Source organism: Priestia sp. TRM10 (genome assembly GCF_057808375.1).
In genome coordinates, this window is the sequence record NZ_JBJZOT010000015.1 from 1,253,492 (window position 1) to 1,272,095 (window position 18,604).

18 protein-coding genes and 1 other annotated feature are annotated in these 18,604 nt (G+C 38.0%); of the genes, 1 reads left to right on the top strand and 17 read right to left on the bottom strand.

All coding sequences use genetic code 11. The annotated features are described in order from the left end of the window. Positions 1–15: 15 nt before the first annotated feature. From trxA to ACK3CR_RS23300, 14 genes are all read right to left on the bottom strand, one after another. Positions 16–330, bottom strand: coding sequence for a thioredoxin (gene trxA / locus ACK3CR_RS23235; RefSeq protein ID WP_040056898.1), 315 nt, complete (start codon positions 328–330; stop codon positions 16–18). Positions 331–512: 182 nt separating this feature from the next. Further along, a complete protein-coding gene (locus ACK3CR_RS23240) occupies positions 513–1,493 on the bottom strand; it encodes an electron transfer flavoprotein subunit alpha/FixB family protein (protein WP_328122484.1) in 981 nt (326 codons plus the stop codon). A 16-nt stretch (positions 1,494–1,509) separates the two neighbouring features. Next, positions 1,510–2,280 (bottom strand): electron transfer flavoprotein subunit beta/FixA family protein, encoded by a 771-nt coding sequence (locus tag ACK3CR_RS23245; protein WP_488976152.1) that lies wholly within the window; start codon positions 2,278–2,280, stop codon positions 1,510–1,512. A 28-nt stretch (positions 2,281–2,308) separates the two neighbouring features. Further along, a complete protein-coding gene (locus ACK3CR_RS23250) occupies positions 2,309–3,082 on the bottom strand; it encodes an enoyl-CoA hydratase (RefSeq protein WP_243517288.1) in 774 nt (257 codons plus the stop codon). A 24-nt stretch (positions 3,083–3,106) separates the two neighbouring features. Further along, a complete protein-coding gene (gene fadR, locus ACK3CR_RS23255; protein WP_019391251.1) occupies positions 3,107–3,688 on the bottom strand; it encodes a fatty acid metabolism transcriptional regulator FadR in 582 nt (193 codons plus the stop codon). Between the two features lie 180 nt (positions 3,689–3,868). Next, positions 3,869–5,545 (bottom strand): AMP-binding protein, encoded by a 1,677-nt coding sequence (locus ACK3CR_RS23260; RefSeq protein ID WP_488976153.1) that lies wholly within the window; start codon positions 5,543–5,545, stop codon positions 3,869–3,871. A 217-nt stretch (positions 5,546–5,762) separates the two neighbouring features. Next, the gene (locus ACK3CR_RS23265; protein WP_111922012.1) at positions 5,763–6,170 is read right to left on the bottom strand and encodes a DUF350 domain-containing protein; all 408 of its coding nucleotides are present in this window, start codon (positions 6,168–6,170) and stop codon (positions 5,763–5,765) included. Between the two features lie 16 nt (positions 6,171–6,186). Beyond that, complete coding sequence (locus ACK3CR_RS23270) at positions 6,187–8,550, bottom strand: endonuclease MutS2 (protein ID WP_488976154.1); 2,364 nt, start codon at positions 8,548–8,550, stop codon at positions 6,187–6,189. A gap of 36 nt (positions 8,551–8,586) precedes the next feature. Next, entirely contained in the window at positions 8,587–10,299 is a 1,713-nt protein-coding gene (gene polX / locus ACK3CR_RS23275; protein ID WP_488976155.1) for a DNA polymerase/3'-5' exonuclease PolX, read from the bottom strand. 236 nt (positions 10,300–10,535) lie between these two features. Further along, a complete protein-coding gene (locus ACK3CR_RS23280) occupies positions 10,536–11,075 on the bottom strand; it encodes a CvpA family protein (RefSeq protein ID WP_243517279.1) in 540 nt (179 codons plus the stop codon). Between the two features lie 6 nt (positions 11,076–11,081). Continuing rightward, on the bottom strand, positions 11,082–11,342 hold the full coding sequence (gene zapA, locus ACK3CR_RS23285) for a cell division protein ZapA (protein ID WP_019391245.1): 261 nt from the start codon (positions 11,340–11,342) through the stop codon (positions 11,082–11,084). Between the two features lie 329 nt (positions 11,343–11,671). Further along, positions 11,672–14,086 carry a phenylalanine--tRNA ligase subunit beta gene (gene pheT, locus ACK3CR_RS23290; protein ID WP_243517278.1) on the bottom strand — a complete coding sequence of 805 codons (2,415 nt, stop codon included), beginning with the start codon at positions 14,084–14,086 and terminating at the stop codon, positions 11,672–11,674. Positions 14,087–14,100: 14 nt separating this feature from the next. Further along, a complete protein-coding gene (gene pheS / locus ACK3CR_RS23295) occupies positions 14,101–15,135 on the bottom strand; it encodes a phenylalanine--tRNA ligase subunit alpha (RefSeq protein ID WP_040056904.1) in 1,035 nt (344 codons plus the stop codon). Between the two features lie 68 nt (positions 15,136–15,203). Continuing rightward, positions 15,204–15,439, bottom strand: a binding site (T-box leader). A 62-nt stretch (positions 15,440–15,501) separates the two neighbouring features. Further along, a complete protein-coding gene (locus ACK3CR_RS23300) occupies positions 15,502–16,245 on the bottom strand; it encodes a TrmH family RNA methyltransferase (RefSeq protein ID WP_243517277.1) in 744 nt (247 codons plus the stop codon). Between the two features lie 130 nt (positions 16,246–16,375). On the opposite strand from ACK3CR_RS23300, the gene sspI reads away from it, so the two are divergent. Next, the gene (gene sspI / locus ACK3CR_RS23305) at positions 16,376–16,585 is read left to right on the top strand and encodes a small acid-soluble spore protein SspI (RefSeq protein ID WP_019391241.1); all 210 of its coding nucleotides are present in this window, start codon (positions 16,376–16,378) and stop codon (positions 16,583–16,585) included. Positions 16,586–16,617: 32 nt separating this feature from the next. Here sspI and ACK3CR_RS23310 read toward each other — a convergent pair whose 3' ends face one another. The 3 genes from ACK3CR_RS23310 to ACK3CR_RS23320 are packed head-to-tail and all read right to left on the bottom strand — an operon-like array spanning position 16,618 to position 18,519. Further along, a complete protein-coding gene (locus tag ACK3CR_RS23310) occupies positions 16,618–17,703 on the bottom strand; it encodes a M42 family metallopeptidase (protein WP_243517276.1) in 1,086 nt (361 codons plus the stop codon). A 60-nt stretch (positions 17,704–17,763) separates the two neighbouring features. Beyond that, positions 17,764–18,252, bottom strand: a complete 489-nt coding sequence (locus ACK3CR_RS23315) for a dUTP diphosphatase (RefSeq protein ID WP_410914134.1) — start codon at positions 18,250–18,252, stop codon at positions 17,764–17,766. A 15-nt stretch (positions 18,253–18,267) separates the two neighbouring features. Beyond that, positions 18,268–18,519: a DUF1294 domain-containing protein gene (locus ACK3CR_RS23320; protein WP_488976156.1), complete on the bottom strand. Its 252-nt coding sequence runs from the start codon at positions 18,517–18,519 to the stop codon at positions 18,268–18,270. Positions 18,520–18,604 lie beyond the last annotated feature (85 nt).

An 18,604-nucleotide genomic window follows, 5' to 3' on the forward strand; every position in this document is an offset into this window, starting at 1 on the left:
CGCCCTTTTTAAAGCTTATAGATGTTTGTTTAATGCTTCAGCAAGTGCTTCTTTTGGTTGGAAGCCAACGATTTTGTCAACTTGTTCTCCATCTTTCATAACAAGTAAAGTTGGGATACTCATTACACCAAATTTCCCTGCTGTTTCTTGGTTTTCATCTACGTCAAGCTTTACGATTTTTACTTTGTCGCCCATATCTGAATCAAGTTCTTCAAGAACTGGAGCAATCATTTTACAAGGTCCGCACCATGGTGCCCAAAAGTCAACAAGTACTACCCCTTCATTTGTTTCAGCAGTAAAGTTTTGATCTGTTGCATGTGTAATTGCCATTAAAAATTCCTCCTATACCTAAGTAACTTCTTTTAAGATATTCACAGTATAACATCATTAAAATGGGAGTGCCATTTATTTGTTTCGTCATGCCTTTCCTATTACATAGTTATACCCTAAGGAATCATTTAAAAACAGCATTTTTCATAAAAAAACACGGAAAAGGCGACAGAGTGTCGCCTTTAGCTCTTTTCTACTTTTAATTTTTTACACTCCTCGATTAAAAGTGGAATAATTTCAAACAAGTCTCCGACGATCCCATAGTCTGCTACATTGAAAATATTTGCTTCTGGGTCTTTATTGATAGCTACAATCACTTTTGAATTAGACATACCTGCTAAGTGTTGAATAGCGCCAGATAAGCCACATGCAATATACAAATCAGGCGTAACAACTTTTCCCGTCTGTCCAATTTGAAGTGAGTAATCACAATATTCTGCATCACATGCCCCTCTTGAAGCTCCAACTGCTCCACCTAGCACATCAGCAAGTTCTTGTAATGGCTTAAACCCTTCCTCGCTTTTTACACCCCGTCCTCCAGCTACAATCACTTTTGCTTCTGAAAGATCTACTCCGCTCGTCGCTTTTTGCATAACTTCTTTTACAACTGTACGTAAATCTAGAGATGGTTCTGCAACTTCTTTTGTTTCTCCATCTCTTCCTGGGTCCGCTGCAAGCTTTTCGATATTATTTGGACGAATTGTGAAAAATAAAGGGGTGTCAGTAAGGATGCGTTTCTCAAAAGCTTTTCCTGAGTAGATAGGACGCGTTAGAATAACGTTTTCACCCACAACTTCAATATCTGTTATATCAGAAATTAAACCACTCTCAAGCTTTGCTGCAAGCTTTGGAGCAACCTCTTTCCCTTGAGAAGTATGGCCTATAATAATTGCTTCTGGTTCTTCCTCCTCTAAGAGGGCCTGAAAACATTGGGAGAAACCATCAAGCGTATATGTTTTTAAGTTAGCGCTTTCAATAAAAACTACACGATCTCCACCATAGTGAAAAAATGAAGACGTATGGCGAGCAATGTCTTCTCCAACTGCTCCCACAACAACTTCTCCGCCATCTGCAATCATGCGTGCTGCTGCAATTGCTTCGTACGATACACTTCTGACTTCTCCGCCTTTAAATTCCGCCAATGCCAATACTTTGCGGGCCATAGCTATTCCTCCTTTTTTAAAGCACTTTTGCTTCTGAGTATAATAGATGAACAAGCTCTTTCACCTGTTCGTGTGATTCACCTTGAAGTATTTTGCCTCCTTCTTTTTCAGGTGGTAAAAACCGTTCAACAACCTTTGTTTTGGCTTGTATTTCTTCCTCTATTTCTAGATCGTCTAATTCAATTTCTTCAAGCGGCTTCTTTTTGGCCTTCATAATACCAGGTAAAGACGGATAGCGCGGTTCATTTAGTCCTTGCTGAGCTGTTACAACAAGCGGTAGAGCTGCTTGAATTTTTTCTTCATCTCCTTCTACGTCCCTTATTATTTCCACATCATTCCCCTGGATTTCAATACTTGTGATAGTTGTAACACAAGCCATATTTAAAAGCTCTGCGACTCGTGGACAAACCTGTCCACTTCCTCCGTCAATAGCAACATTTCCACCAATAATCAAATCAAATTGCTGTTCTTTTAAATAAGAGGCTAAAATAATGGATGTGGTATATTCATCTTCGCTTTCTATTTCATCTTCTGTATCAATGAGCACCGCTTTATCACAACCCATTGCAAGCGCCGTTCGCAGTTCTTTTTGAGCATCTTCGTTCCCCAGTGTTACAACCGTCACTTCCCCTCCATGTTTTTCTTTTAAAGAAATTGCTTCTTCTATTGCATATTCATCATAAGGATTAATAATGAACTCTGCTCCATCCTCAATAATCTCTCCTCCATCAAGTGAAATCTTTTCTTCTGTATCAAACGTACGCTTCATTAACACAAAAATATTCATAACTCCACCCCTTTACTGAATATTAAGATTATTTACCCTGGAAGAATGGCTTTCTTTTTTCTAAAAAAGCAGCAATCCCTTCTGAAGCGTCCTCTGAACCGAATACTTCTTTAAATTTCCTTGCTTCTTCTTCTATTCCTTCTTCATAGCGGGCATCTTTAGCATATTGTAAAAGATGCAAAACTGCTTTAATAGTCATAGGACTTTTTCTTGCCATTTGCCCAGCAAGCTCTGCTACTTTTTGAAAAAGCTCATTTTCTTCAAACGCCTCGTTTGCTAGACCTATGCGAACAGCTTCACTTCCAGAAATCGATTGTCCTGTTAGCATCATTTCACATGCTTTTCCTACTCCGACAAGCCTTGGAAGTCGCTGCGTTCCTGCAAAGCCGGGAATAATTCCAAGTGTAAGCTCTGGAAGTCCTAAGCGGGCTTCTGCTGCAACAAACCTCATATGACACCCCATTGCCAGTTCAAGACCTCCGCCTAAGGCTGCTCCATGAATAGCCGCAATAACTGGCTTGGGGTATGTTTCAATCTTGTTCATAAGCTTTTGCCCAAAGCGAGCAAGAGACTCATAATCTTCACTTTTTTGCAGTGCTGTGAATTCTTTAATATCCGCTCCTGCACAAAAAAACTTTCCTTCTCCTCGAAGTACAATAACGCGGGTTTCATCATCTGTTTCAAGTAACGAAAAAGTATTCCAAAGCTCTTTTAAAAGAGCTGTTGACAAAGCATTTGCTTTTGGTTTATTTAAGGTAAGAGTTGTGACGTGCTGATTTTTGTTCATTTGAACGTAAGCCATCATATCCCTCCTATAGCGCAATCTTTATCTTTTACAACCATGAAGTAGAAGCTTATGGACTTTTGGAATAAGTTCTGTAATGTCGTACTTATACTCATTCATCACCCATGTTGTCACAACTTCATCAATTGTTCCAAAAATCATTTGACGAGCAAGACGAGCATCTAGTTCTTCTTGGAACTCACCGCTCTCAATGCCGCTTTCTAAAATTTCATCAATGATTTGAAGGTAGCCTTTTAGAACTTCGTTAATTTGGTTTCTTATATCGCGGTTTGTTTGGCGAAGTTCAAGCTGAGTTACAGCTGCTAAGTGTTGATCTTCCGAAAGAAACGTAATGTGACGCTGAATTAAAAAGAAAAGCTTTTCAGAAGCTGTTTCTTCTTTTTGAATATCCTCTTGAATTCTTTCAATAAATTGCCCCATTTTCTCTTGAAAAAGGGATATGAGGATATCTTCCTTATTTTTAAAATAGAGATAAATAGTTCCGTCTGCTACCCCTGCTTGTTTAGCAATCTTAGATACTTGAGAGCTATGATAGCCGTGTTCGGCAATGACGACAACTGCTGCATCTAAAATTTGTTTGAATTTTGGTCTATTTCGATTCATATTGTTTGCTCCCTTGCTTCATTAATTACCAACAGAGTACACCATATTCTGTACAATTGATTATCATTTTGTTCGACTGAATAAAATGAATGGTTATTCATTCATAATATCATCTTAAAATATCCCGACAAACCTGTCAACAGAATTATAGTGAAATTGGGTTTGAAGGGAAAACACTATCTATTCTTGTCTTTCTTCTTCTATCAAAACACGCCTTAAGATTTTCCCAACAGCTGTTTTAGGTAATTCTTTTCTGAACTCATAGACTTTTGGAACTTTATAGGAAGCAAGAGACAAGCGTACATACTCATCAAGTTCTTTTTCTGAACATGATACACCATCTTTTAATACAACAAAAGCTTTGACCGTTTCTCCTCTGTATAAGTCAGGGATGCCAATAACAACGGCTTCTTTTACTTTTGAATACCCGTATAGCACTTCTTCTACTTCACGAGGGTAAATATTATATCCACTCGCAATAATCATATCTTTTTTTCGATCCACAATGTAGAAATAGCCGTCTTCATCAAAATAGCCTAAGTCTCCTGTAAAAAGCCACCCATCTTTCAACACTTGTTTTGTTTCTTCTTCTTGATGCCAGTATCCTTTCATCACTTGAGGCCCTTTTACAGCAATCTCTCCTATCTCGCCACATGGTAAAGCTTCTCCTGTTTCAAGCGAAACAATTTTAGCATCCGTATTTGGCCAAGGTACACCAACACTTCCTTGTTTTCTTTTTCCCCAGAGAAAATTAGCATGTGTCACAGGGGAACTTTCTGTTAGTCCATAACCCTCTACAAGCTTCCCTCCTGTAAGGTCCTCAAACTTTTCCTGAACATAAGCAGGAAGTGGTGAAGAACCGCTTATACAAGCTTTAATCGAGGAAAGATCATATTTTGGTAAACTAGCATTATTAAGCAGTCCAACATAAATTGTGGGAGCTCCAGGAAATAGTGTTGGCTTTCTCTTATCAATTGTTTTTAATACCTCTTTTATTTTAAATTTTGGTAAAAGAACCATTTCATATCCTTCTAGTAGAGATAAAATAAGCACTGTTGTTAATCCATACACGTGAAAAAAAGGCAAAACGCCTAAAATTCTTTCATTTCCTCTTTCGCATTTGTAAAGCCATGTTGTACACATCTTCGTATTAGCGACTAAGTTTTGATGTGTCAACATTACTCCTTTCGGAAAACCTGTTGTTCCTCCTGTATATTGTAAAAGAGCTAAATCATCGCTATACACTTCTTCTTTTACCGAACTTGCTATTTTTGTTTTTAAAATGGTGGACCATTTATGCGTATCGCTGTCTTCTTTTATGTTTTGGACGGTTTTTTGAGTCTTTTTTTGGAGATATGGATAAAGAAGATTTTTTGGAAAAGGCAAGTAATCTTTGATGGATGTTATAATGAGATGTTCTATCTTTGTTAGCGCTTTCATCTTAAAAACTTTTGAATATAACAAATCTAGAGTAATAAGGAATCTTGCGCCTGAATCTTGGAGTTGGTAGGATAGTTCTCTTTCTGTATAAAGCGGGTTAACAAGTACAACGACTGCTCCTAATTGTAATACGGCATTAAAGGCAATTACAGTTTGAGGACAGTTTGGTAGCATAATAGCTACTCGATCACCTTTACGAACTCCTATCTCATAAAAATAGCAAGAAAGTTGATCAGTTTGGGCAGCTAACTCTTTAAACGAAAGAGTTTTTCCTAAAAAGTGAATAGCGGGATTTTCTTGAAATTCTTTTGCTGCTTTTTGAAATAGCGATACAAGCGTCGCTTCACCAAGAGTGATTTCTGCCGGTATTTCAGGCGGATAGTGAATCAACCACGGTTTTTCGGATGCTTGAAGCACAAAAAATACCTCCTCAGTTTCGCATTTATTACGCACACTATGTTTATTATACAATGAGGATCACTAAAAAGAAAAGGCTTTCAAAGAAAAACAAGAGAAGAAACATCGAAATGTTTCTTCTCTTGTTTTATGCAATAAACACTATATAAATAATCCCAATTGTCATAAATAAACCGCAAAGAATAAGCAAAAGTTTAGCTAGCTTCTCCATTGTTTATCACCCTATTCCAGCTGAAATAACAAACGACATTCCAATTGAAATGACCATCGATATAAATCCAACGGCTCTGTTGTCTTGCGCAATTTCATGATCAATCTTGAATTTTGGTGTAAGAAATTCAAAAATAAAATAGCTAATTAATAGAAGAATAAAGCCAAAAACTCCCCAGCCAACCATTACAAACAACGTATTGTGCTGGCTAATCGAGCCTTGAAAAACATTTGCTACGCCAAAGATTTTCCCACCCGTAGCCATAGCAACGGCTAGATTTCCACGCTGAATTTCCTCCCAGTTTTTATAACTTGTCACAAGTTCAAAGATGACAAGAGCTAGAACAATGCATAAAATAACAACGCTATAGTTCGCTGCTGTTAATACATAAGGATTCTCCCAAAATTCCTTCACAGCGGCTCTCACTCCCTTATTTTAGTTCAGCAACGGTCACTCCAGAGCCGCCTTCTGATGCTTCCCCAAAACGAATGCTTTTGACGAAACGATGATTTTTCAAGTAGTCTTGTACACCTGTTCTTAAAGCCCCTGTTCCTTTTCCATGAATAATAGAAACACGTGGATACCCAGCAAGAAGTGCATCATCAATATACTTCTCAACGCGCTGAATAGCATTTTCAAACCGTTCTCCGCGGAGGTCAAGCTCAAGCTTAACATGATAATCTTTGCCTTTTACTGTTGCAAGTGGTCTTGTTTCTACAGCTTTTGGAGAACTAATAAACTCTAAGTTTGACTCTTTTACTTTCATTTTCATAATACCAAGCTGTACTTCCCACTCTGTATCTGATACTTTGTCTAATAGCGTTCCTTTTTGACCGAATGTTGATACTTTCACTTCATCCCCTGGAGAAAGCTTTCTTTCTACCTTTTTCGGTTTCGGTGCCGCTTTCGTGCCTTTTCTTAATGTTGGAACTGCTTCTTCAAGATCTTTTCTTGCTTGAATTAGCTCATGTTCTTTTATTCCACTTTGTTGATTAAGACGCATATTACGCAGGTCTTTAATAATATTCTCCGCTTCGGCCCGCGCTTCCTCCACTGCTTTTGCTGCTTTTTGTTCAGCTTGCTCAAGCAATTTGTCTCTTTCATTGTTAAATTCTATAATTTGATCCTGCAGTTCACGATGAAGCTGTTCTGCCTCTTTCCTAAATAAAGCAGCTTCTTCCTTTTCACTTTCAGCTTTTTTGCGGCTATCCTCGAGTGAAGCAATCATATTTTCTACCTTATTTGTATCTGCTCCAATATATCCCTTTGCTTCGTTAATAACTTCTTCTGAAAGACCTAATCGGCGTGAAATCTCAAATGCATTGCTTCGTCCTGGAACCCCTAAAAGTAGTTTATATGTCGGACGAAGTGTTTCCACATCGAACTCAACGCTTGCATTCATTACTCCTTTTCGATTATATCCGTACGCCTTCAGTTCAGGATAATGAGTTGTCGCTATAACACGTGCTCCTCTATTGTATACTTCATCTAGGATAGAGATAGCAAGTGCCGCTCCTTCCTGAGGATCTGTTCCAGCACCAAGCTCATCAAATAATACAAGGCTCTTATTATCAACACCTTTTAAAATGTTAACGATATTCACCATATGAGAAGAAAACGTACTCAAGCTTTGCTCAATAGACTGTTCGTCTCCAATGTCAGCAAATACATTTTCAAAGACCGCTACTTCAGAACCGTCCAAAGCCGGGATTTGGAGACCTGCTTGTGCCATAAGTGTAAACAACCCAACTGTTTTTAACGTTACCGTTTTTCCTCCTGTATTTGGACCTGTAATAACGATGCTTGGGTACTCTCCTCCAAGCTCAATATCGTTTGCTACAACATCTTCTGCAGTAATTAAGGGATGACGTGCTTTTTTCAGATTAATATATCCTTCTTTATTAAGCTTTGGTTTTGAACCTTTTAATTTGTGGCTATACTGCCCTTTTGTAAACATAAAATCAATTTCTGCTAGCATATCAACGTTAACAGAAAGCTCGCGAGCAACTTCTGCTACTTCTGCCGTAATTTGTGCAAGAATACGCTCAATCTCACGCTTTTCTTCTACTCGGGCCGCTTGAAGCTCATTGTTTAAGTTTACAATTGCTTGTGGCTCAATAAATAACGTTGCTCCTGAGGAAGATTGATCGTGAATAATTCCTCCATATGCTCCGCGATATTCTTGTTTAACCGGAAGCACATAGCGATCATTACGAATCGTTATAATTGCATCTGAAAGCATTTTTGTTGCAGAAGAGGAACGCGTCATTTGCTCTAGCTTTTGTCGAACACGCGCTTCTGTAGAACGCAGTTTTTGACGTAATCCTCGCAGTTTTTCACTCGCTCCGTCTAACACTGTCCCATTATCGTCAATGCTGTTCTCAATTGTTCGCTCAAGATCTGTTAAGATAATAAAACCTTCAATATACCCTTTCAAAATAGGTAATGAAAGGTCTGTATTCTCTTCTAAACTTTCCATAAATATTGAAAGCTGTCTTGTTGCATAAATTGTGCTTGAGATTTCCAGTAGCTCACTTGCTGAAAGTGTTCCACCGATCTCTGCCCTTTTAGCACTTGCTTTTATATCATGGATACCGCCAAGTGGAACATTTCCTTTCACCCGAAGCACTTGAGCTGCCTCATCAGTTGCGTTTTGCCAAGCTTCTACTTCTGTGAAACTTATGGACGGGCGAAGACTCTCTACTTTCTCTCGTCCTAGTGAAGATGCTGCATGTTTTAACAGACCTTCTTTAATTTTATCGAACTCTAATGTTTTTAAAATGCGCGCTTGCAAACATGTTCACTCCTTTTAAACCTTGCTTTCCTTGTATTAATCATTACGTTTTAAAAATGCTCTCAATTCTTCTAAAGGATATGTGTTAATAACGCTCTCTTTGCGAATCCAGCCTTTTACAGCTGTCGACACCCCAACTTTCATATCTTCAAGCATGTCCAGATTATGTGCATCTGTATTAATTACAAGCTTTACTCCTTGCTCTTGTGCTTTTTTCAAATGATGAGAAGCAAGGTCTAAGCGATGTGGATTGGCATTGAGTTCAAGTGCTGTTTTTGTTTCGTGAGCAAGCTCAATTAACAAATCCATATCAACGTCATATCCGTCTCTTCGTCCAATCAGTCTTCCTGTTGGATGTGCAATAATATCGACATGATGACTATTAAGAGCTGTTTTTAATCGCTCCATAATAACTTCTCGAGGCTGAGAAAAACTTGAATGGATAGAAGCAATAACAATATCCATTTCCTGTAGAATTTCATCATCATAATCTAATGTACCATCAGGAAGAATATCCATCTCAATTCCTGAAAGGATTGTAAAGTCATCATATTTTTCATTTAGCTTCTTAATTTCTTCTCGCTGTTTACGAATTCGTTCTGGTGTTAGTCCATTTGCCACTTTTAAATATTGGGAATGGTCAGTAATTGCCATGTACTCATAGCCCCTTGCACGGCATGCTTCCACCATTTCTTCGATAGAGTATGCGCCATCACTCCATGTGGAATGCATGTGCACGTCTCCTTTTATGTCTTGAAGTGAAATAAAGCGATCTTCTTTCGTTAGCTTATCTACTTCTGTTCCATCTTCACGCATTTCAGGTAAAATAAACGGTAAGTTAAAATAGTTATAAAACTCTTCTTCAGATGAAAACGTACGGATTTCTCCTGTTTCTATATTCTCAACACCATATTCACTAATTTTCTCTCCACGTTCTTTCGCAAGCTGTCTCATTCTGACGTTATGATCTTTTGAGCCTGTAAAATGATGAAGCGTTGTGGGAAATGCCTTGTCTTCTACAAGACGAAAATCAACAGATATATCATAAACATCTTCAAGCACAACCGATACTTTCGTATTTCCACTTGCAATTATTTCTTTAATAGACGGCATTGCGAGTAAGCTATCACGAACAAGAGACGGCTCTTCTGTAGAAATAATAAAATCTAAGTCTTTCACTGTTTCTCTCATACGGCGTACGCTGCCTGCTCGTGAGAAACGAATAATGCCTTTCATATCAGCAAGCGTTTCTTCGATTTTTTCCACAAGTGGTAACATAATAGCAAGTGGCAATCGTTCAGGACGTGTCCCATATTCCTCGATTGCAGCAAGAATTTTCTCCTCTGTTTTTTTACCGAAGCCGCTAAGTTCCTGTACTTTTCCTTCTTCACAGGCAGCCTTTAATGTGACCATATCCGTAACATTCAGCTGTTGATAAAGCTTTGCAATCTTTTTTCCACCTAATCCTGGTAAATCAAGAAGAGGAATTAATCCTTCTGGAACTTCTTTTTTTAACTCTTCTAGCACAGTAGATTGTCCATCTTGAATATACTCTTCAATAACAGCACTAGTTCCTTTTCCAATGCCTGCAAGAGATGTGAAGCTTTCAATTTCACTCAAGCTGCGCTCATCATTCTCAAGTGCACCTGCCGCCTTTCTAAAGGCCGAAATTTTAAATGCATTATCTCCTTTTAACTCCATATATACAGCAATCTTTTCCAAAAGTTTAATAATCTCTTTTTTATTCATTTTCACACCCACTTCTTATACGTTCTTCTATTGAAGATGATACAAAGTTTTTTTAAAAAAGTACAATCTCTGCCTCCTTATAGCCTAGAAGCATATTAACTTTATTATCATATCGTATTTTGCTTATGAAAGCGAAGAAGCTCATTTTACAAGGCTAACCATCTTCTTCTACCCTTTCTTCTTTCTCTCTCTACAAAAGAACATAAAAAAGCTCGACGAAAAATCGCCAAGCTTTTTTACATATCTTTCCCCCATAGCTCTGGAATCATATCAGAGAGATATGGAGTGTGATTTACAATAATCCCTGCAAGAGATGAGTTTTGAACTTGTGCTTGTATACCGCCGACAGGAAGCAGTGCAATAATATACAACACAATAAAAACAATTACATAAATCTCTACAAATCCAAGGATGGCTCCTGCCCATTTATTAAAATGACGTAATATCGGAAGCTGCGCTACAAAATCAAAGAGCGAGCCAATAATATGAATCACCAAATTTGTTAAAAAGAAAAGAATAGCAAATGAGATGATCCGGTAAAATAGCTCTTCTGCATAAGAACTTTGTACAAGAAGAGATACAGCATTTCCTCCTTCAACAGACGGATACGGAATCCATAGCTGAAGTTTTTCAGCAAGAGCTTCATGGTACATGTAAGCTACGAAAATGGAAAGAACAATGCTAACAAGACGAATTACTTGTAGAATTAATCCTCTCTTTAAGCCAATTAAAAACCCGTAGCATAACATTATTAACACTATAATATCGACGAGCATAGTTCTTCATTCCTTCTTATTTATGAGTTCCTCTTCTAATCTTTCAACTTCTTCTTTTAATTTTATATAATCGTTCACAACATTTACAGCTGTTAAGACCGCTAGTTTATTAATATCTAGTTGTGGGTTCTTTAAGTTAATTTCTCTCATCTTATCATCAACAATCGAAGCGACAAGGCGTACATGGCTTGTACTTTCATCACCTATTATATTATACTGTTGCCCATATATGTCGACCGTTGTTCGATTTCTTCTCCGTTTTGACACAAAAGATCCTCCGTTCCCACAAAAATCCTATTCTATATCATAACACGGATGATATGAAGAAGGAAACACCATTTCTTGTAAAATAGCTTCCTTATGTAAAAAATTCTATGACACTCTTTTACTTCTTCATTATAAACATTTACTGTCATTGTGCCACACTCTTAATGTATTTTCTATTTTAAAAATGTAGAACTTTTAAGTAAATACTCTTAATATTCTTTACAACATAACTTTTCAACAACTATACAGGATCAAAATTTGCCAGGTCAAGAAATTGATTTTTAGAGAAATAAAAAGAGAGAAGTCAAAGACTTCTCCCTTTTTCTAACTTAAGAACGTAGTGATGCATCAAATTTAGTATGAAGAGCTTCTAATACTTTTTCATGTGTTGAAGTTACTTCTTCATCTGTTAACGTGCGCTCTGGATCTAAATAACGTAGAGAGAAAGCAATTGACTTTTTACCTTCTTCAACGTGCTCACCTTCATAAAGGTCGAAAACTTTTACATCTTTCAATAGATTACCACCCGTACCACGGATTTCTTGCTCTAGCTTACCAGCTGAAATACCTTTATCAACCACAAGAGCAATATCACGAGTAATAGATGGGAAGCGCGGAATTGTTTCATAAACAACATCCTCAACATCTGCTGAAAGAAGCGTTTGTAAATCAAGTTCAAATACATATGTTTCACGAACATCATAGCGTTTTGCTGTGTGAGGATGAACTTGACCAATAATCCCAATTTCTTTTCCATCTAATGAAATAGCTGCTGTTCGACCTGGATGCATTCCGTCATGCTTACTTGCTTGGAACTCGATGCGTTCTGCTAGTCCAAGAACATCAAATAGCCCTTCTAAAATCCCTTTTACAGTGAAGAAATCAACAACCTTTTTCTCCCCTTGCCACATATGCATATGCCAAAGCCCTGAAACAGCACCTGCTAAATGTTCTCTTTCAGTTGGTAAATCTTGATTTTCTTTTGAAAGGAAAACAGAGCTTGTTTCGTATAGAGCAACAGAATCAAGCTGACGAGCAATATTGTGTTTTACAACTTCTAACAAATGTGGAATAAGGCTTAAACGCAGCGTTGAACGCTCTTCACTCATTGGCATAGCAAGACGAACATGTTTTGACACTTCAAGTGCAAACTGCTCGGCTTTTTCTTCACTTGTTAGAGCATACGTAATGGCTTGAAGCATTCCTGCTCCTTCAAGATAGCGGCGGACACGACGGCGTTTTTCTTGATAACTTGTTAACTGTCCTGGCGTTGATTCCCCAACAGGAAGTGTTGTAGGAATATGATCATATCCATATAAACGAGCAACTTCTTCAATTAAGTCTTCGCTAATCGTAATATCTCCACGACGAGTTGGAACTGTTACAGAAATTTGTTCTCCATCTGCAACAGCTTCAAAGCGAAGACGATTAAAGATGCTTGTTACTTCATCAGCTGTAAGCTCTGTTCCAAGTACACCATTAATTTTAGCAAGAGTAACGTCTACTCTTTTCGGCTCGGCATCTAACGTATTTGCCTCAACAACTCCACTTACTACTTCTCCACCTGCATACTCAGCAATAAGAGCTGCTGCACGCTCAGAAGCCGAACGAACGCGATTTGGATCAATTCCCTTTTCATAACGAGCACTTGCTTCACTTCGAAGACCGTGGTCTTTAGAACATTTACGAATGCTCAAACCAGCAAAGTAAGCAGATTCTAACAAGACATTTATTGTATCATCTTTCACCTCAGAGTCCGCTCCCCCCATTACTCCAGCAAGAGCAATTGGCGTTTCTCCGTTTGTGATAACAAGATGATCCCCTTTTAACGTTCTTTCTTGATCATCTAACGTTGTAATTTTTTCTCCTTCTACAGCATGACGAACGAGAATTTCTTTTGAGCCAAGTCGATCATAGTCAAAGGCATGAAGAGGTTGCCCATATTCTAAAAGAACGTAGTTTGTAATATCAACCACATTGTTATGCGGACGAATGCCAGCTGCCATTAGACGTGTTTGCATCCATAATGGAGATGGTCCAATCTTTACATTTTTAATAATGCGGGCAACATAAAGTGGATTATCTTCTTTTGCTTCCACGTTTACTCTAATATAGTCTTCTGCTTTTTCACTGCTTTCTTGAAGCTCAATGCTTGGGTATTTCACTTCGTTATCTAGGATAGCTCCAACCTCGTATGCAACTCCAAGCATGTTTAAGCAATCCGCACGGTTTGGCGTTAAGCCAAGCTCAAGAACATGGTCATCAAGATTTAAAAGCTCAAGTGCATCGCGCCCTACTTCCGCATCATCTGCAAATACAAAGATGCCTTCTTGGTATTCTTTTGGAACAAGCTTACCTTCAATACCAAGCTCTTGAAGAGAACAAATCATACCATGAGATGCTTCACCACGAAGCTTTGCTTTTTTAATTTTGAAATTTCCTGGTAGCACAGCGCCAACTTTTGCTACTGCTACCTTTTGGCCTTTAGCAACATTTGGAGCACCACAAATAATTTGTACAGGTTCTTCTTCTCCAACATCAACAAGACATTTATTTAATTTATCAGCATTTGGATGCTGCTCACATTCTAAAACATGACCAACAACAACGCCTTTGATTCCTTTATTTAACGTTTCTACGCCTTCTACTTCAATTCCTGTGCGGGTAATTTTCTCTGCTAATTCGTTTGGGTCAATTCCTTCTAAATCAATATATTGCTCTAACCAACGATAAGATACAAACATATTAGAACCTCCTCTTATGCTCTTTTAAATTGTGTTGTGAATCGAACGTCGTTTGTATAGAATTCACGAATATCTTCAATTCCGTAGCGCAGCATGGCGATACGCTCTGCACCAATTCCAAATGCAAATCCTTGATACTCTTTTGAGTCAAAGCCAGCCATTTCAAGTACGTTTGGATGCACCATACCTGCTCCCAGGATCTCAATCCAGCCTGTTTTCTTACAAACGTTACACCCTTTACCAGAACATTTGAAACAAGAAACATCAACTTCTACAGATGGCTCTGTAAACGGGAAGAAACTTGGACGAAGACGAATTTCACGCTCTTCTCCAAACATTTTTTTCGCAAATACTTCTAGCGTTCCTTTTAAATCACTCATACGAATATCTTTATCAACAACAAGACCTTCAATTTGTGTAAACTGATGTGAATGTGTTGCATCATCATTGTCACGACGATACACTTTACCAGGGCAAATAATTTTAACAGGACCCTTGCCTTCACATGCAACCATTGTACGAGCCTGAACAGAAGATGTATGCGTGCGGAGCAGCGTATCCTCTGTAATGTAAAACGTATCTTGCATATCGCGAGCAGGATGACCCTTTGGTAAATTTAAAGCTTCAAAGTTATAGTAATCTTTTTCAACTTCAGGACCTTCTGCAATGCTGTAACCCATCCCAAGGAATAGATCTTCCATTTCTTCAATAACAGCCGTAAGCGGATGATGATTTCCTGTTTTCACAGGACGCCCAGGTAATGTTACATCAATTGTTTCTGAAGCGAGTTGACGCTCTACTTCTTCCTCTTCTAGACGAGCTTGTTTTGCCGCAATTTGAGAGGCAATTTCTTCACGTACTTCGTTTGCTAATGATCCAATAACAGGACGCTCCTCTGCTGACAGCTTCCCCATGCCGCGAAGAACTTCTGTAATAGGACCTTTTTTCCCCAAATATGCAACGCGAACGTCATTGACTTCTTTTAAATTCTGTGCGCTTTCCACTTTTCCTAACGCTTCTTCTTTCAGCTCTTGCAAACGTTCTTTCATGAACTAACATCCTCCTTTTAACTTCTGTGCTGTATTCTAAAAAACAACAATAAAAAACCCCATCCCTAGAAAGGGACGAGGTTTGATCGCGGTACCACCCTTGTTAATGTATCATAAAGATATCATTCAACTTTATTTCAATAACGGCATTTTACCGGTACACTTTTACATTTAAAATTAAATGGTCCCAGTGCCAACTCGAGAGGTGAACGTTCACTTCGTTTCTCCACAAAAATGCTTTCAGTCACGGCATCTTCTCCCTGATTGTGAAACATAAGCTACTATTCTCTGTCATTGTTTTTACAGCTATATTTTATTTCTTATAGAACTATTATAGGTAAAACATATGCAGGATGCAACAAAGGATTAAACGAAATGATAAAGGACAATGCCTGCTGCAACTGCTACGTTTAACGATTCACTTTTCCCGATAATCGGAATATAAAGGTTTTGAGTTGTCATCTCTAAATATTCTTCCTTTACACCACTTCCTTCATTCCCAAGCAGAATAGCAAACTTTTCACTTTTTTCAACTTCACGATATGGTAAAGCGTTTTTCAAAGATGTACCATACACGGGGACTTCTCTTTCCTTAAGCTCAGAAATAAATGCATCAAGGTCTTCCCTAATAATTGGCACATGAAATAGAGCACCTTGTGTAGAACGAATAGTTTTCCCGTTATAAAGGTCTACTGTTCCTTTTCCTAATACAACAAGCTCAATGCCAGATGCTTCTGCCGTTCTAATAATCGTCCCTAAGTTTCCAGGGTCTTGAATACCATCAATTAATAAAATTTTTTCAGCAGTTTCCCCTTTATCTTCTTCTCTCATTTCACAAACCGCTAGGATTCCTTGTGTTGTTTCAGTATCCGCTATTTCTCTAATAAGTGAACTAGGAACAATATACACTTCACATTCCTTCACATCCCAATGGCTTGGAAGTGCAATTTCTTCACTCATAATGAGTTCTCGAACGCCATGCTTTAAAGCTTCTTCAACAAGATGATAGCCTTCAACGAGAAAAAGACCTTCTTTTTCTCGCTCTTTTCGTGTTTTTAACTTCTTCCACGCTTTTACACGCGGATTTTTTACTGAGTCAATTCGTTTCACAATATATCTCCTTCTACAGCATTTGTTGCTGATTCAATCTCTGCTTCTAAAAGTATGCTCACAATACATATAATTCCTTTCACCTGAAAATAATAAAACTGTTCATTACAATGTAACGAGGTGATAAAGAATGGATTTAAACTTGCGCAATGCTATTATATCGAATGTATCCGGTAATTCTCAACAAGAGCTTGAAGCAACAATTAAAGATGCAATCGAAAGTAAGGAAGAAAAAATGCTTCCTGGTCTTGGTGTTTTATTTGAAATTATTTGGGAACATTCAAATCGCGAGGATCAAGAAGAGATGCTTTCAACCCTTGAACAAGGATTAAGTAGCTAATAAAAAAGGAGCTCATATGAGCTCCTTTTTTATTAGCTAAATGTAATTTCATTTACTTTGTCACGGTCAAGTCTCTTCACAACTTCTGTAATCAACTTCACTGTATTTTCATAATCATCACGATGAAGCATTGCAGCATGTGAGTGGATATAACGCGTTGCAATTGTAATAGAAAGCGCAGGAACTCCGTTTGCTGTAAGGTGAATAGCACCAGAATCCGTTCCACCGCCTGCCATTGCATCAAACTGATACGGAATATTCAACTCATCTGCTGTATCTGTTACAAGGTCACGAAGGCCTTTATGAGAAACCATTGAAGCGTCATAAAGGATAATTTGAGGACCATTCCCCATTTTACCTAATGCTTCTTTTTCTGTTACACCAGGTGTGTCTCCTGCAACCCCAACATCAACACCAAATGCAATATCAGGTTCAATTTGCGTTGCAGATGTGCGAGCACCTCGTAAACCAACCTCTTCTTGAACAGTACCAACTCCATAAACAACATTTGGATGATTTTCATTTTTTAATCCTTTTAAAACATCGATTGCAATAGCACAACCAATTCGGTTATCCCAAGCTTTTGCTAGCAACATTTTTTCATTCTGCAGCACAGTAAACTCAAAATATGGGACAACTTGGTCTCCAGGACGAATGCCAAACTCTGTCGCTTCCTCTTTACTGCTTGCTCCAATGTCAATGAACATGTCTTTAATTTCAACCGGTTTTTTTCGCGCCTCTGGAGGAAGAATATGCGGTGGTTTTGAACCGATAATCCCTGTCACATCTCCTTTAGAAGTAACAATTGTGACACGCTGGGCAAGCATAACTTGTGACCACCAGCCTCCAACAGTTTGGAAACGAATAAATCCTTTGTCATCAATATTTGTTACCATAAAGCCGACTTCATCTAAATGACCCGCAATCATAATTTTGGGACCATTCTCATCTCCTACTTTTCTTGCAATTAAGCTTCCTAAACGGTCCGTTGTCACGTCGTCTGCGTAAGATGATATGTACTTCTCCATAACGGCACGAACTTCACGTTCATTTCCCGGAATTCCTTTTGCGTCTGTTAAGTCTTTAAGCATTGTTAGAGTTTCATCAAGTTTAGCCACCCTGTTCAGCCTCCTTAAAGGTAAATTCTTCTTCATTATATCGAAAAAGAACCTTTTATTCTAATATCCTTGCTCTTGACGCTTAAAATTTTCTTCATTTTTCTCTAAATATGCACGTTTGATATCCTCAGCCGAAAAGCCTAGAAGATAGCCAAGCTGTAAATAAGACGAGAACATTTCCTCATAGTGCTGTTCCTCTTGATTGACTTGAAAGGCAGAAATGGTTTGATATGCGTATAAAAACTGCTCATTTATATTATTGTCATTTTCTTCTTTTTTAAAATCTTTTTCTTGGTCAATATTTATTTCAAGTCCTAGAGAAAGAATGAAATGGATTCCGTCTACATACTCTTCTAAGATTACTTCTCGTTCTGCCGGTTTCTTTAAACTCCAAAATTTAAAGCAGCGCGTCTCATTTGCAAGCTCTCCTAATTCCACAAGAAGAGCTAGCGTTTTACGTTGAATTAATGATTCTTCCTGTAATCCGTGTTTTTGTTCAATATGTGTATCAAGCTCGTGTTGCATTGAAAATAACTGTGTAAAGTTCATAAAGTATTCTCCTTTTTATTTCAATATTATGTAGATTAAAGCAATGTGGAGCAGCATAAAAAGCGGAAAGCCAATTTTAAAACTTGGATGTTTCGTTTTATGACGATAAGTGTACATTCCAATGATTCCGCCAAGCGCTCCTCCAAGCAGGGCGATTAGAAAAAGCGTTTTTTCTGAAATGCGCCAAGCATGCTGTTTGGCTCTTTTTTTATCTTCTCTCATTATGAGTAAGCCAATTATATTTACAATGACATAATAAATTACCATATATAACTCCTTAATAGAAAAGCTCTCCTCTTCATTATAAAGAGCAGAGCTTTTTTCGTCCAAATAAAAAAGGTGCCGCTTGGAC